14 protein-coding genes and 1 other annotated feature are annotated in these 14,291 nt (G+C 44.6%); all 14 genes read right to left on the reverse strand.

The window, feature by feature from the left end; genetic code table 11:
• Positions 1-40: 40 nt before the first annotated feature.
• Positions 41-3,646 carry a DNA-directed RNA polymerase subunit beta' gene (rpoC, locus tag AC4EHK_RS17810; RefSeq protein WP_308788695.1) on the reverse strand — a complete coding sequence of 1,202 codons (3,606 nt, stop codon included), beginning with the start codon at positions 3,644-3,646 and terminating at the stop codon, positions 41-43.
• A gap of 107 nt (positions 3,647-3,753) precedes the next feature.
• Complete coding sequence (gene rpoB / locus AC4EHK_RS17815; RefSeq protein WP_490980077.1) at positions 3,754-7,308, reverse strand: DNA-directed RNA polymerase subunit beta; 3,555 nt, start codon at positions 7,306-7,308, stop codon at positions 3,754-3,756.
• Positions 7,309-7,524: 216 nt separating this feature from the next.
• The gene (locus AC4EHK_RS17820; RefSeq protein ID WP_490980078.1) at positions 7,525-8,127 is read right to left on the reverse strand and encodes a class I SAM-dependent methyltransferase; all 603 of its coding nucleotides are present in this window, start codon (positions 8,125-8,127) and stop codon (positions 7,525-7,527) included.
• Between the two features lie 124 nt (positions 8,128-8,251).
• Positions 8,252-8,611, reverse strand: a complete 360-nt coding sequence (gene rplL / locus AC4EHK_RS17825; RefSeq protein ID WP_490980079.1) for a 50S ribosomal protein L7/L12 — start codon at positions 8,609-8,611, stop codon at positions 8,252-8,254.
• Between the two features lie 55 nt (positions 8,612-8,666).
• Entirely contained in the window at positions 8,667-9,167 is a 501-nt protein-coding gene (gene rplJ, locus AC4EHK_RS17830; RefSeq protein WP_490980080.1) for a 50S ribosomal protein L10, read from the reverse strand.
• A 31-nt stretch (positions 9,168-9,198) separates the two neighbouring features.
• Positions 9,199-9,347, reverse strand: a sequence feature (ribosomal protein L10 leader region).
• Between the two features lie 42 nt (positions 9,348-9,389).
• Positions 9,390-10,088, reverse strand: a complete 699-nt coding sequence (gene rplA / locus AC4EHK_RS17835) for a 50S ribosomal protein L1 (RefSeq protein WP_490980081.1) — start codon at positions 10,086-10,088, stop codon at positions 9,390-9,392.
• Positions 10,089-10,193: 105 nt separating this feature from the next.
• A complete protein-coding gene (gene rplK, locus AC4EHK_RS17840; RefSeq protein WP_006828906.1) occupies positions 10,194-10,619 on the reverse strand; it encodes a 50S ribosomal protein L11 in 426 nt (141 codons plus the stop codon).
• A gap of 164 nt (positions 10,620-10,783) precedes the next feature.
• Positions 10,784-11,317, reverse strand: coding sequence for a transcription termination/antitermination protein NusG (nusG, locus tag AC4EHK_RS17845; protein WP_142830501.1), 534 nt, complete (start codon positions 11,315-11,317; stop codon positions 10,784-10,786).
• 102 nt (positions 11,318-11,419) lie between these two features.
• Positions 11,420-11,605, reverse strand: coding sequence for a preprotein translocase subunit SecE (gene secE, locus AC4EHK_RS17850; protein ID WP_146559415.1), 186 nt, complete (start codon positions 11,603-11,605; stop codon positions 11,420-11,422).
• A 59-nt stretch (positions 11,606-11,664) separates the two neighbouring features.
• Entirely contained in the window at positions 11,665-11,811 is a 147-nt protein-coding gene (gene rpmG / locus AC4EHK_RS17855) for a 50S ribosomal protein L33 (protein ID WP_490980082.1), read from the reverse strand.
• 69 nt (positions 11,812-11,880) lie between these two features.
• Positions 11,881-12,531, reverse strand: coding sequence for an RNA polymerase sporulation sigma factor SigH (gene sigH, locus AC4EHK_RS17860; protein WP_490980083.1), 651 nt, complete (start codon positions 12,529-12,531; stop codon positions 11,881-11,883).
• 71 nt (positions 12,532-12,602) lie between these two features.
• Entirely contained in the window at positions 12,603-13,112 is a 510-nt protein-coding gene (locus tag AC4EHK_RS17865) for an NYN domain-containing protein (RefSeq protein WP_490980084.1), read from the reverse strand.
• A gap of 4 nt (positions 13,113-13,116) precedes the next feature.
• Complete coding sequence (rlmB, locus tag AC4EHK_RS17870; RefSeq protein ID WP_490980085.1) at positions 13,117-13,872, reverse strand: 23S rRNA (guanosine(2251)-2'-O)-methyltransferase RlmB; 756 nt, start codon at positions 13,870-13,872, stop codon at positions 13,117-13,119.
• Entirely contained in the window at positions 13,869-14,288 is a 420-nt protein-coding gene (locus AC4EHK_RS17875) for a Mini-ribonuclease 3 (RefSeq protein ID WP_490980086.1), read from the reverse strand. Before AC4EHK_RS17875 ends, rlmB begins: the two co-directional genes overlap by 4 nt.
• Positions 14,289-14,291 lie beyond the last annotated feature (3 nt).

Raw genomic sequence — 14,291 nt, forward strand, 5'->3', positions numbered from 1 at the left:
GGAGACTGTTGCAAGTTCCCCCGGAATCCAACTATCTATTTTATGACTCGGTACCGACAATTTCCTGCTTCGCTGCTTTTTCGCTTTGAGCAATCTTAATTTGGCGGTAACGCTGCATTCCTGTTCCAGCTGGAACAAGTTTACCGATAATAACGTTCTCTTTCAATCCTAACAGTTCATCACGTTTTCCTTTGATCGCTGCATCCGTTAAGACGCGAGTCGTTTCCTGGAATGATGCGGCTGATAGGAATGATTCTGTTTCAAGTGAAGCTTTTGTAATCCCTAGAATTACAGGACGGCTTGTTGCTGGCAAGTTGCCTTCCAGCACCGCTTTAACATTGGCTTCAGTAAATTGGTGAATATCCAAAAGTGAACCTGGCAGCAATTCAGTATCGCCGGCTTCAATAACGCGAACTTTACGGAACATTTGACGAACCATAACTTCTACGTGCTTATCGCCGATTTCTACCCCTTGCATGCGGTATACTTTTTGAACTTCTTTCAATAGGTACACTTGAACAGCTTGAACATCTTTTACTTGAAGCAATTGTTTCGGATCAATTGAACCATCCGTCAATACTTCGCCGCGAACGATGGCATCATCAACTTGTACCTTGATGCGCGCATTGTAAGGAGCCAGGTATTTGCGTGTTTCAACTTCACCTTGAATTGTTACTTCCTTCTGGCCTTCGCGAATTTCATCAATTTCAGTAACGGTACCTGTAATTTCTGAGATAACTGCTTGGCCTTTCGGATTACGCGATTCGAAAATTTCCTGGATACGCGGAAGACCTTGAGTAATATCGTCTCCTGCAACCCCGCCTGTATGGAATGTACGCATCGTAAGCTGAGTTCCTGGCTCACCGATTGATTGAGCGGCAATAATACCTACTGCTTCGCCTACTTCAACTTCGTCGCCAGTTGCCAAGTTCGTGCCGTAGCATTTCTTACAAACGCCGTGTTTCGTATTGCATGTAAACGCAGAACGAATGGTCACTTCTTTAATGCCCGCTTCAAGAATAAGACGGGTCAAATCTTGTGTAATCAATTCGTCTTTCGCTACAATGATTTCTTTTGTTTCCGGATGGCGGATTGTTTTCTTCGCATGACGGCCAACGATACGCTCATCAAGCTCTTCAATCACTTCAGTGCCTTCCATCAACGCCCCTACCAGCAAGCCTCTGTCAGTGCCGCAGTCGTTTTCGCGGACAATTGCATCTTGTGCAACATCTACCAGACGACGCGTCAAGTAACCAGAATCGGCTGTTTTCAGTGCTGTATCGGCAAGACCTTTACGAGCACCGTGAGTAGAGATGAAGTATTCTAGTACGGTCAATCCTTCACGGAAGGACGATTTAATCGGAAGTTCGATGATGCGCCCAGCCGGGTTGGCCATGAGTCCGCGCATACCCGCAAGCTGGGTAAAGTTGGATGCATTACCACGCGCTCCGGAATCACTCATCATAAAGATTGGATTCAAGTTATCAAGAGATGCCATCAGTTTGCTCTGAATGATATCTTTTGCACTGCTCCAATACGAAATGACGCGTGCATATCGTTCTTCTTCTGTAATCAATCCGCGACGGAATTGCTGCATAACTTTATCTACATTTGCTTGTGCATCGACCAAAATTTCTCCCTTGTCCGGAAGAACTACGATATCCGCCACACCAACAGTGATGCCGGCTTGTGTCGAATACTTGAATCCAAGGCTCTTCATGCGGTCAAGCATTTTAGATGTTTCCGTAATGTGGAAACGTTTAAATACTTCTGCAATGATTTCCCCAAGAATTTTCTTCTTGAACGGTGTCACAAGCTCCGCTTCTTCAATGTGCTTGCGAATATCAGTCGTTGTTGCAACGAAGTATTTCGCTGGTGTTTCCACCTGCAGATTGTAGTCGGTTGGTTCATTGATGTACGGGAATGACTTCGGCAGAATTTCATTGAAAATAATTTTACCGACAGTTGTCAATAAAAGCATTTTGTTTTGTTCTTCTGTGAACGTCGGGTTGTTGACGGCTCCAGCTTGGATTGCAATGCGTGTATGCAAATGCACATGGCCTGTTTGATAAGCGATCATGACTTCTTCAGGTCCTGAGAAAGTCGCGCCTTCTCCTGTAGCACCTTTGCGCTCAAGCGTTAAGTAGTAGTTTCCTAAAACCATATCCTGAGATGGTGTTACAACAGGTTTTCCGTCTTTTGGATTCAAAATGTTTTGAGCTGCAAGCATCAATAATCTAGCTTCTGCCTGTGCTTCGGATGATAGAGGTACGTGAACAGCCATTTGGTCACCATCAAAATCGGCATTGTATGCAGTACATACAAGCGGATGAAGACGGATCGCTTTACCTTCAACTAGTGTCGGTTCAAATGCCTGGATACCCAGTCTGTGAAGTGTCGGTGCTCGGTTCAATAGAACCGGGTGCTCCTTGATGACATCTTCCAATACATCCCAAACTTCAGAATGAAGACGTTCGATTTTGCGTTTTGCACTCTTGATGTTGTGGGCCAATCCACGTTCAACCAATTCTTTCATAACGAACGGCTTGAACAATTCGATAGCCATCCCTTTCGGCAAACCACATTGATACATTTTCAGGTTAGGTCCAACTACGATAACTGAACGGCCTGAGTAATCAACTCGTTTACCAAGAAGGTTCTGACGGAAACGCCCTTGTTTCCCTTTCAGCATATGAGAAAGAGATTTCAACGGACGGTTACCTGGTCCTGTGACCGGACGACCGCGACGGCCGTTATCGATCAACGCATCAACAGCTTCTTGAAGCATGCGTTTTTCGTTCTGTACGATGATACTTGGTGCACCAAGATCCAACAAACGTTTCAGGCGGTTGTTCCGGTTGATTACGCGGCGATAGAGGTCATTTAAATCGGAAGTCGCAAAGCGGCCGCCATCTAATTGAACCATCGGGCGAAGTTCAGGTGGAATAACAGGAAGAACGTCAAGGATCATCCAATCAGGATTGTTTCCTGAATTACGGAATGACTCAACCACTTCAAGGCGTTTGATCGCACGTGTGCGGCGTTGGCCTTGAGCCGTTTTCAACTCTTCTTTTAGGGAATCCGTTTCGCGCTCAAGATCAATTTCCTGCAACAGGCGTTTGATTGCTTCAGCACCCATGGCAGCTTGGAATTTCTTGCCAAACTTATCACGGTACGCACGGTATTCTTTTTCAGAAAGAAGCTGTTTCTTTTCAAGCGGTGTATCCGCAGGATCGATTACTACATAAGAAGCAAAGTAAATAACTTCTTCAAGTGAGCGTGGAGACATATCCAAGATAAGTCCCATACGGCTCGGAATTCCTTTGAAATACCAAATGTGCGAAACAGGAGCTGCTAATTCGATATGCCCCATGCGTTCGCGGCGAACTTTAGAACGTGTGACTTCAACGCCACAGCGATCGCAGACAACGCCTTTATAACGGACACGCTTGTATTTACCACAATGGCATTCCCAGTCTTTTGTAGGACCGAAAATACGTTCACAGAACAAACCATCTTTTTCAGGTTTCAGTGTACGGTAATTGATTGTTTCTGGCTTTTTGACTTCTCCATAAGACCATGAGCGAATTTTATCGGGTGACGCTAATCCGATTTTCATATACTCAAAATTATTAACATCTATCAAGGAGCCTACCTCCCTTTTGTCTCGAGTTTCTGTACGGCTCTTCCTCGGTAATGGCTAAGTGAATAAATGGAGAACGGCCGGTTACAGCCGTTCGAATCCAATAGTTATCAATCAATTGTTCCGACCGGTGCTTCTGCATCTGCAATCGGCAGGATATTCAATGAATCAGCAGGCTGAAGATCTTCTTCTTCATCCAAATCGCGCAACTCAATTTCTTCATCGTCAATCGTTAACATCTTAACGTCCATACCTAAACTTTGAAGCTCTTTGATCAAAACTTTAAATGATTCCGGTACACTTGGCTCCGGTACACTTTCACCTTTGACAATTGCTTCATAGGTTTTCACGCGTCCGACTACATCATCCGACTTCACCGTCAGGATCTCTTGCAATGTATGTGCAGCACCATATGCTTCAAGTGCCCATACTTCCATTTCACCAAAACGCTGTCCGCCGAATTGTGCTTTACCACCCAATGGCTGTTGTGTAACCAATGAGTAAGGTCCAGTTGAACGGGCATGCAATTTATCATCAACCATGTGGGCAAGTTTGATCATGTACATGATCCCTACAGACACACGGTTATCGAATGCTTCACCAGAACGGCCGTCATAAAGAATCGTTTTGCCATCGCGTGGCATACCCGACTCTTCCATTGTTTCCAGAACATCTTCTTCATTTGCTCCATCAAATACTGATGAGGCCATGTGAATTCCGAGTGAACGGGAAGCCATTCCGAGATGCAGCTCAAGTACCTGACCGATGTTCATACGAGATGGTACACCAAGCGGGTTCAACATGATGTCGACCGGTGTGCCGTCTGGCATGAATGGCATATCTTCTTCAGGCAGAATTCTTGAGATAACACCTTTGTTTCCGTGGCGTCCAGCCATTTTATCGCCGACAGAGATTTTACGTTTTTGAACGATATATGCACGTACCAGCTGGTTTACACCCGGTGGCAGTTCGTCGCCGTCTTCACGGTTGAAGATTTTAACATCCAATACAATACCGCCAGCGCCGTGAGGCACCCGCAATGAAGTATCGCGCACTTCACGTGCTTTTTCACCGAAAATGGCATGAAGCAGACGTTCTTCGGCAGTCAATTCCGTAACACCTTTAGGAGTTACTTTACCAACTAGAATATCTCCATCTTTTACTTCAGCACCCACGCGGATAATTCCTCGGTCGTCCAAGTTACGCAATGCATCTTCCCCAACGTTCGGGATATCGCGCGTAATTTCTTCCGGCCCAAGTTTTGTATCACGTGAATCGGATTCGTACTCTTCGATATGAACAGAAGTGTAGACATCGTCTTTCACTAAGCGTTCACTCATGATGATCGCATCTTCGTAGTTAAAGCCGTCCCAAGTCATGAAGGCAACCAGTACGTTTCTTCCTAATGCCATCTCTCCGCGTTCCATTGAAGGTCCGTCAGCTAAGATATCACGTCTGGAAACACGGTCTCCGACTTTAACGATAGGACGCTGGTTATAACTTGTTCCTTGGTTGGAACGGACGAATTTCTGCAATCTATATGTGTCAAGGTCGCCTTTGACTTCATTGCCATCCACAACTTCAATGCGGCGGACTGAAATTTCTTTAGCTTCCACATATTCCACAATGCCATCATTTTTTGATACTACAGCTGCACCAGAATCGCGTGCTGCCAAGTGTTCCATCCCAGTTCCTACAAAAGGAGCTTCTGGGTTTAACAATGGAACTGCTTGACGCTGCATGTTCGCTCCCATCAATGCTCGGTTGGAGTCATCGTTTTCAAGGAACGGAATACAGGCTGTTGCTACTGAAACCACTTGCTTCGGAGAAACATCCATGTAATCGATGCTGCCGCGCTTATACACGGTGTTTTCACCGCGGAAACGTGCAACAACGCCTTCTTCGACAAATGAACCATCGTCATTTAACTTCGAATTGGCCTGAGCCACTACATAGTTATCTTCTTCATCGGCAGTTAAATAATCAATATGTTCTGTAACTACGCCAGATTCAGCATCTACACGGCGATAAGGAGTTTCAATGAAACCGAACTTATTCACTTTCGCAAATGTGGAAAGCGTATTGATCAAGCCAATGTTCGGGCCCTCAGGTGTTTCAATTGGACACATGCGGCCGTAGTGGGAATAATGAACGTCACGAACTTCAAAGCCTGCGCGCTCACGCGTTAAACCACCGGGTCCAAGCGCCGATAGACGGCGTTTGTGCGTCAATTCAGCTAATGGATTGGTTTGATCCATAAACTGTGAAAGCTGAGAGCTGCCGAAGAACTCTTTAATTGATGCAATAACCGGACGGATATTGATCAATTGCTGAGGAACGATTGCCTGTGTGTCATTGATGGACATACGCTCACGAACCACACGCTCCATACGGGACAAACCGATACGGAACTGGTTTTGGAGCAATTCACCTACTGAACGCAGACGACGGTTACCAAGATGATCGATATCATCCGTGTTTCCGACACCGTAAAGAAGGTTAAAGAAGTAACTAATAGAAGAAATAATATCAGCCGGTGTTACGTGCTTGATTTTATCTTCTATATAAGCGTTGCTGATAACCGTAATTTCTTTTTGGTCTTCATTGTTTGGCGCGTAAATTTTGATCGACTGCAAGGTAACTTCACCTTCCAAGACACCACCTACTTGGGAAACGGTATGGAAACCAACTCCATTTTCCAAGTTTGGAATCAAGCGATCAAGTACACGGCGGTCAATCAGTGTGCCTGCTTCAACTAGAATTTCGCCCGTTTCAGGATCTGCCAATGTTTCAGCAATCGTTTGATTGAAAAGACGGTTCTTGATGTGAAGCTTTTTGTTCATTTTGTAACGGCCGACATTAGCCAGATCATAGCGTTTTGGGTCGAAGAAACGTGAATACAATAAGCTCTTCGCGCTTTCAACTGTTGGCGGCTCACCAGGGCGCAGGCGTTCGTAAATTTCAAGAAGCGCTTTTTCTGTGCTCTCTGTGTTGTCTTTTTCAAGCGTGTTTTGAAGGAATTCGTTATCTCCAAGCAAATCAATGATTTCTTGGTCAGATCCGAAGCCAAGCGCTCTCAAAAGAACCGTTACTGGCAATTTACGTGTGCGGTCAATTCTGACATACACGACATCTTTCGCATCTGTTTCATATTCCAACCATGCGCCACGGTTTGGAATAACAGTTGCTCCAAAGCCTTTTTTACCATTTTTATCTGTCTTGTCATGGAAATAAACACTTGGCGAACGAACTAACTGAGAAACGATGACGCGTTCTGCGCCGTTAATGACGAAAGTACCAGTTTCTGTCATTAATGGGAAGTCACCCATGAAGACATCCTGCTCTTTCACTTCATCTGTTTCTTTGTTGTGCAGACGTACTTTAACGCGCAAAGGTGCCGCATAAGTTACGTCACGCTCTTTCGATTCATCGACTGGATACTTCGGTTCCGCGAGACTGTAATCAACAAACTCGAGTGAAAGATTTCCTGTGAAATCTTCAATCGGCGAGATATCCCGGAACATTTCACGTAGCCCTTCTTCAAGGAACCACTCGTAAGATGACGATTGAATTTCAATCAAGTTCGGAAGATCCAGCACTTCACTGATTCTCGAAAAACTTCTGCGTTGACGATGTTGACCGTACTGAACTAGTTGACCTACCAACTTATTCACCCCTCAATAAAACGATTATAGGTCTTTGCGATTTCCACAATATAGTGTATGATATCGAAAAGACAAAAAGAAAACGAGACTAGAGTTCAGCCCATTTTCGGTTTACACGTGATTAGCTCTGTCGCCATGCCAAGCCCGAAAAAGGGCAAACGACCTCAAAATAATAAATTTTGCATTTCATTATAATAACACAGGCATTTTGTCAAGTCAAACTTTTCTGGCCTCAAAAATAAAGTAACCTTTCTTCTTATCGACCACTCTGACTTCTCCGAAAAGCTCTTCCAGCTTCACTTGCGTAGAAGGGGCACCTTGCTTTTTCTGGATAACCACCCACAACGATCCGCCATCCGCTAACTTTTCAGCTGCCTCTTCATAAAAACGAAAAATAGTTTCTTTGCCTGCCCGAATCGGCGGGTTTGTTAAAATCGCCGAAAAATCCGCCTGTTCAACAGCACCCAATCCATCACTTTCGTAAATCAGGGCATTGGAAACGTCATTTTTTTCAACATTTGTCTTTGCCAATTCGATGGCTCGTGTATTGACGTCGACCATATGCACTTGTTTTTGAGGAAATGCTTTTGCAATCGCCATTCCGATTGGGCCGTAACCACAGCCAACGTCCAGCACCGGCCCATCGATCTCCGTTTGTTCGAATGTCTCGATCAATAAACGAGAGCCAAAATCAACTTCGCTTTTGCTAAAAACGCCTGTGTCGGTCTGGAAGCGGAATTTTTCGCCGCGCAACATGTCTGTCCACTCTCGAGGATTGCTTTTTGTTTGAGGATTTTTGGAATAATAATGTTGAGACATATAAAGTCCTCCTTGCGTTTGCCTTATTATGAGCAGATGCCCGTATGAAAATGAATTAAAAAAGAAGAAAAGCCCGTCGGTATACACTGACGAGCTTTCCTTTCATTTTGATAAAGTCATTAAATTACTTAACTTCTACTGATGCGCCAACTTCTTCAAGTTTGCCTTTGATTTCTTCAGCTTCTTCTTTAGTAGCGCCTTCTTTGATTGCTTTAGGAGCTTCATCTACAAGAGCTTTCGCTTCTTTAAGACCAAGACCAGTTACTTCACGTACTGCTTTGATTACTTTGATTTTTGAATCGCCAGCAGAAGTAAGAACTACGTCGAATTCTGTTTGCTCTTCTTCAACAGCAGCGCCGCCGCCAGCAGCAGCAACAGGAGCAGCAGCAGTTACGCCGAACTCTTCTTCGATTGCTTTTACTAGGTCGTTAAGTTGAAGAACTGTCATTTCTTTGATTGCGTCTAAGATTTGTTCTTGTGTCATTATAATTTCCTCCTATTGATAGGTAATTTTTTTGTCGTACTAGCCGGCTAACTTATTAAGCGCCTTGTTCTTCTTTTTGATCTGCAACTGCTTTTGTTGTAGCTGCAAAGTTGCGGATTGGAGCTTGTAGTACGCTGAGTAGCATAGATAGCAAACCTTCGCGTGATGGAAGTTCTGCCAATGCTTTTACATCTTCAGCAGATGCAACAGCACCTTCGATGACACCCGCTTTGATTTCAAGCGCGTCGTTTGTTTTAGCGAAAGTATTGATGATTCTCGCTGGTGCGACTACATCTTCGTTAGAAAATGCAATTGCGTTTGGTCCTGTAAAGTGTTCGTTGATTGCTTCAAGTCCGTGCATTTCTGTCGCACGGCGAGTCATTGAGTTTTTGTAAACTTTAAACTCAACACCTGCTTCACGAAGCTGTTTACGAAGTTCTGTTAATTGTGCAACGTTCAATCCACGGTAATCAACAACAACAACCGAAGCTGCAGCGCCGAACTTATCAGCGATTGTTTGCACGACAACTTTTTTCGTTTCAACTGCTTTGCTCATTTTGGCACCTCCTATAGATTTTTCATTTATACCGTCCATAAGAAAAGCCTCTGGTCCATTACAGACACAGAGGCATAAAATCAGCATCAAAAAGATGTTTACTGAATTCATCATGTCCTCGGCAGGGATAAATTAAGCGGCTTGCGCCCCTGCTGTCTGCGGTACAAATGGGTATTTCACAACTCCGCTAGTATAGCAGAGCGGAAATACGATGTCAATATCTTATTTAGCAACTACTTTAGATGGATCTACTTTAACAGCAGGCCCCATTGTAGTAGTAACGTTTAACGATTTGATGTACGTACCTTTAGCAGAAGCTGGCTTCGCTTTTTGTACTACGTCATAGATTGCTTCCAAGTTTTCAGCAAGTTTGCTGTCATCAAAAGAAACTTTCCCGATTGGCGCGTGGATGATACCTGTTTTGTCTGCACGGTATTCCACTTTACCAGCTTTGATTTCCTGAACAGCTTTTGTTACATCAAATGTAACTGTGCCTGTTTTCGGGTTAGGCATTAAGCCTTTTGGCCCTAAAACGCGTCCAAGTTTACCAACTTCACCCATCATGTCAGGAGTTGCAACGATCACGTCGAAGTCAAACCATCCTTGTTGGATTTTTTGGATGTATTCAGCGTCGCCTACGAAATCTGCGCCAGCTGCTTCAGCTTCTTTTAGTTTTTCGCCTTTAGCGAAAACCAAAACGCTTTGAGTTTTACCAGTTCCGTTTGGAAGTACTACTGCCCCACGGATTTGCTGGTCGTTCTTACGCGTGTCAATTCCTAGACGGAAAGCCACTTCTACTGTAGCGTCAAAGTTCACTGTGCTTGCTTTTTTCGCAAGTTCGATCGCTTCTTTCGCTTCGTATTGTTTTGAACGGTCGATCAATTTTGCTGCATCTTGCAGCTTTTTGCCTGTTTTAGCCATTTTAAACGTCCTCCTTGTTGTGGTATAACGGAATGAACCTCCCACGATTAAAGGCTGCGCGGCTCATGATGAACTGCGCAACCCATCCAAAAACAACTGCTAGAATTAGTCTTCGATTGTAATGCCCATACTGCGAGCAGTACCTTCAACCATCAACATTGCAGCTTCTACTGAAGCAGCATTTAGATCTGGCATTTTAGTTTCTGCGATTTCGCGAACTTTGTCGCGTTTCACAGTCGCTACTTTATTGCGGTTCGGTTCGCCTGAACCTGATTCAATACCGGCTGCTACTTTTAATAGAACAGCTGCGGGTGGAGTTTTCGTAATGAATGTAAATGAACGATCTTCAAATACTGAAATCTCAACTGGAATGATCAGTCCTGCTTGATCCGCCGTACGCGCGTTGAACTCTTTACAGAAGCCCATAATGTTAACACCTGCTTGACCCAATGCTGGACCAACTGGTGGCGCTGGATTAGCTTTTGCTGCAGGTATCTGCAATTTTACGACTTTAACAACTTTTTTAGCCACGAAACACACCTCCTTAAGTCCGTGATGTGGTAATAGGGTTTCCCCTCCCACTCAATATCTGTCTGTCAACGATGTTGATAGAATTAGCTAAATTGTACAGATTGTCCTATGACAGTCTGACCTATGAAATAATACCATTAATAAATCAGAATAGCAAGGGGCTTTTATACTTTTTGAACTTGTTCGAAATCAAGTTCCATTTTGGTTTCACGGCCGAAGATATCAATCGACACTTTCACTTTGCCTTTTGTATCATCAATCTCTTCCACTTTCCCTTGGAAGTTGGCGAATGGCCCTTCCATCACTTCAACTGTATCGGCAACCGCAAAGTCAATATCCACTTTGCGTTCTGTCATGCCCATCTGTTTCAGGATGAAATCGACTTCTTCATCGAGCAATGGCGTCGGTTTCGCTCCTCCGCCTGATGAACCGATAAACCCTGTAACACCTGGTGTGTTTCTCACCACGTACCAAGATTCATCTGTCATAATTAACTCAACCAACACGTAACCCGGGAAGGTTTTGCGCATGACGGTGCGTTTCTTGCCATCTTTGAAATCTGTTTCCTGCTCTTCTGGAATTATCACGCGGAAGATCAAATCTTCCATACCCATTGTTTCTACACGCTTTTCCAGGTTTGCTTTAACTTTGTTTTCATAACCGGAATAGGTGTGGACTACATACCAATTTTTTTCCATATTCGTGCGGACTAGACGTCCATCCCTCCTTTTTTACCAAATGAAAAAACCCGTTCTCATAGAATCACGGGCTATTTTTATGCATTATTCTTGTTGAATGACTTATAGCGCTAAGAACCAGCGGAATACTTCCGAGATGCCTGCGTCGATCACTGCGAAAAAGAGAGCCATGAAAATACAAGTAGAAAGAACAACGATCGTGTACCGAGTCAGTTCTTTTCGTTTCGGCCAGCTGACTTTACGCATTTCCGAAACGACATTTTTAAAGAAATCACCAATGTTACCCATTGTTTAAAAAACCTCCGAATTTCAAAATCACTCTATATCGTCCGGCATTCAGTTAAAATTCATATCGTTTGTTTATGCACGGTATGCCCATTGCAATGAGCACAGAATTTTTTGAGTTCCAAACGTGTGCTGGATTCCGCTTGCGCAGGAACCGTATAATTGCGGGATGCACATTTCGAGCAGCTTAAAACAATTTTTTTAGCCATGTTATCACCTTATTCAAGTTTACAGCTTTTTCAAGGTTATCACCTTAAAACAGACCTGTCAACCGCGCGTCAAGAGCTCGGCATCTCATTGATCTGCAAGTGGCGCTCCAGTTTTCGCTTGACCCGCTGCAAAGCGTTGTCAATTGATTTCACATGCCGCTCCAGCTTTTCCGAAATCTCCTGGTAGGATTGGCCGTCCAGATAAAGGGCTAGCACTTCGCGCTCCAGCTCACTTAACACTTCCCCCATCTTCTCTTCCATATACTGAAACTCTTCATTATGGATGATCAAATCCTCTGGGTCGTCCACGCCGTTTCCAGTCAATACATCCATCAATGTCCGGTCAGACTCTTCATCATAAATCGGCTTGTCCAAGGACACATAAGAATTCAACGGAATATGCTTTTGGCGTGTTGCTGTTTTGATGGCAGTGATAATCTGCCGGATAATACAGAGTTCTGCAAACGCGCGGAATGAAGACAATTTATCACTTCGAAAATCCCGAATCGCCTTGTATAAGCCGATCATGCCTTCCTGGATAATGTCTTCCTTATCCGCACCGATCAAGAAATACGACCGGGCTTTCATTCGAACAAAAGGCCTGAATTTGGTAATCAAAAAATCCAATGCTTCCGTGTTGCCACTGTGGACTAAACTGACAAGTTCCTCATCTGTCATGTCGGTGAATCGTTGGGGCTGAACTTGCTCATGATTTTCCACGGGTGATCCCTCCGATTGCGTGAGCCTCGATATGTTCAGTATACAGGAAGAAAAAAATGAGCGTCAACCGTTCATTTCAAGCCTCTTCGCCATTTTTCGAAAATTTCGGCTACTTCACCGGACAGCGGTATTTTTGAAATGCCGCGCTGCTCCTGGATTTCTTTTACTTTTTTAGTGATGTTCGCCTGTATCTCAATCATTTCAATTTCCAGTTCACGCGCCGAAATTCGCAAGGCGCCTTTGCCGAAAATAACCCATTGCTCTGTTAAATCCGAAGTTGCTACATATATTTGATCGCGGCGATTGTTTAAACTCGCCACCAGTTTTTCAATCCGTTCATCTGCTGTTTCGCTTTCTTTTGTGAAAATGACTTCAACATCGTGGTGCAGATTTTTAGCTTCGATGCCCGGAACAAGATGGGCATCAAACACAATAATGACGCGCCACCCTTTGTAGCTCCGGTATTCAGCCAGCCGCTCAATGAGGCGGTCCCTGGCGTTTGCCAATTTATCTTTTTTCAATTGCTGCAGTTCAACCCAGTCACCAATGATATTGTATCCATCAACCAGCAGAATATTCATGGCATTAAACCAGTGGATTGCGCTTTCTGTAAACTTCGTACATCAACAAACTTGCAGCCACAGAAGCGTTCAATGAAGTGACGTGGCCAACCATTGGCAATTGGTAAAGAAAATCGCATTTGTCACGCAAAATCCGGCTCATGCCTTTGCCTTCGCTGCCGATAATGACTGCAAGCGGAAGTGCAGCATCCATTCTCCGGTAATCGACCGACTCTTTGGCGTCTGTTCCGGCGATCCAAAGACCCCGCTTTTTCAGCTCATCGACGGTCTGCGACAAATTATTGATGCGCACAACCGGTACGTGTTCAATGGCGCCTGTCGAAGCTTTTGCTACCACACCTGTCAGCCCAACAGCCCGGCGCTTCGGAATAATCAATCCATGAACACCAATTGCATCGGCAGTTCGCATAATAGAACCCAAATTATGCGGGTCTTCCAATTCGTCCAAGATCAGGAAAAACGGATCTTCATTTTTTGCTGCAGCTGCCTCAAACAAATCATCCAAGCTTGCGTAATTATAAGCGGCCACTGCTGCTGCAATGCCTTGGTGATTGGTATCCGTCAGTCCGTCAATTTTCTTTTTCGGTACCGACTGGACGATGACGCCTTTGTCTTTTGCCAATTGCAGCAATTCAGTAATGCCCTTTTTCTGGACGCCTTCTGCAATCCAGATTTTATTGATGTCCCGGTCTGCACGCAACGCTTCCAAAACCGGGTTCTTGCCGCCGATTATTTCCGGTGCCAACTCTTCTTCAGTCATCTCAATACGCCTCCCTGCTCTTCAACAATTCCAATCGCATAGGAAATGATTTCGTCCACACGCGCTTGCTCTTCTTTCAAATATAGCCAGCCCAACACCGCTTCAAAAGCGGTGCTGAAATTATAGGTCTGCACATCGGTATTTTTCGGGACAGATCCGGACTTGGCATTACGCCCACGTCTCATGATCGCCAGTTCTGCTTCTGTTAGGAAGTTTTCTTCTGTCAGCCGCTTTAAGACCATCGCCTGTGCTTTGGCAGAAACGAAGGTAGTCGATTGGCGGTGCAGGATGTTTGGTTTGGCACGGCCTGAACGCAACAAATGCTCACGGATAGACTGCTCATAAACGGCATCGCCCATATAGGCAAGAGCCAATGCATTTAGTTGATCGACATCGTTTTTTCGTAAAACGTTCACTGC

The sequence above is a fragment of the Planococcus sp. TJ-307 genome (assembly GCF_058268435.1).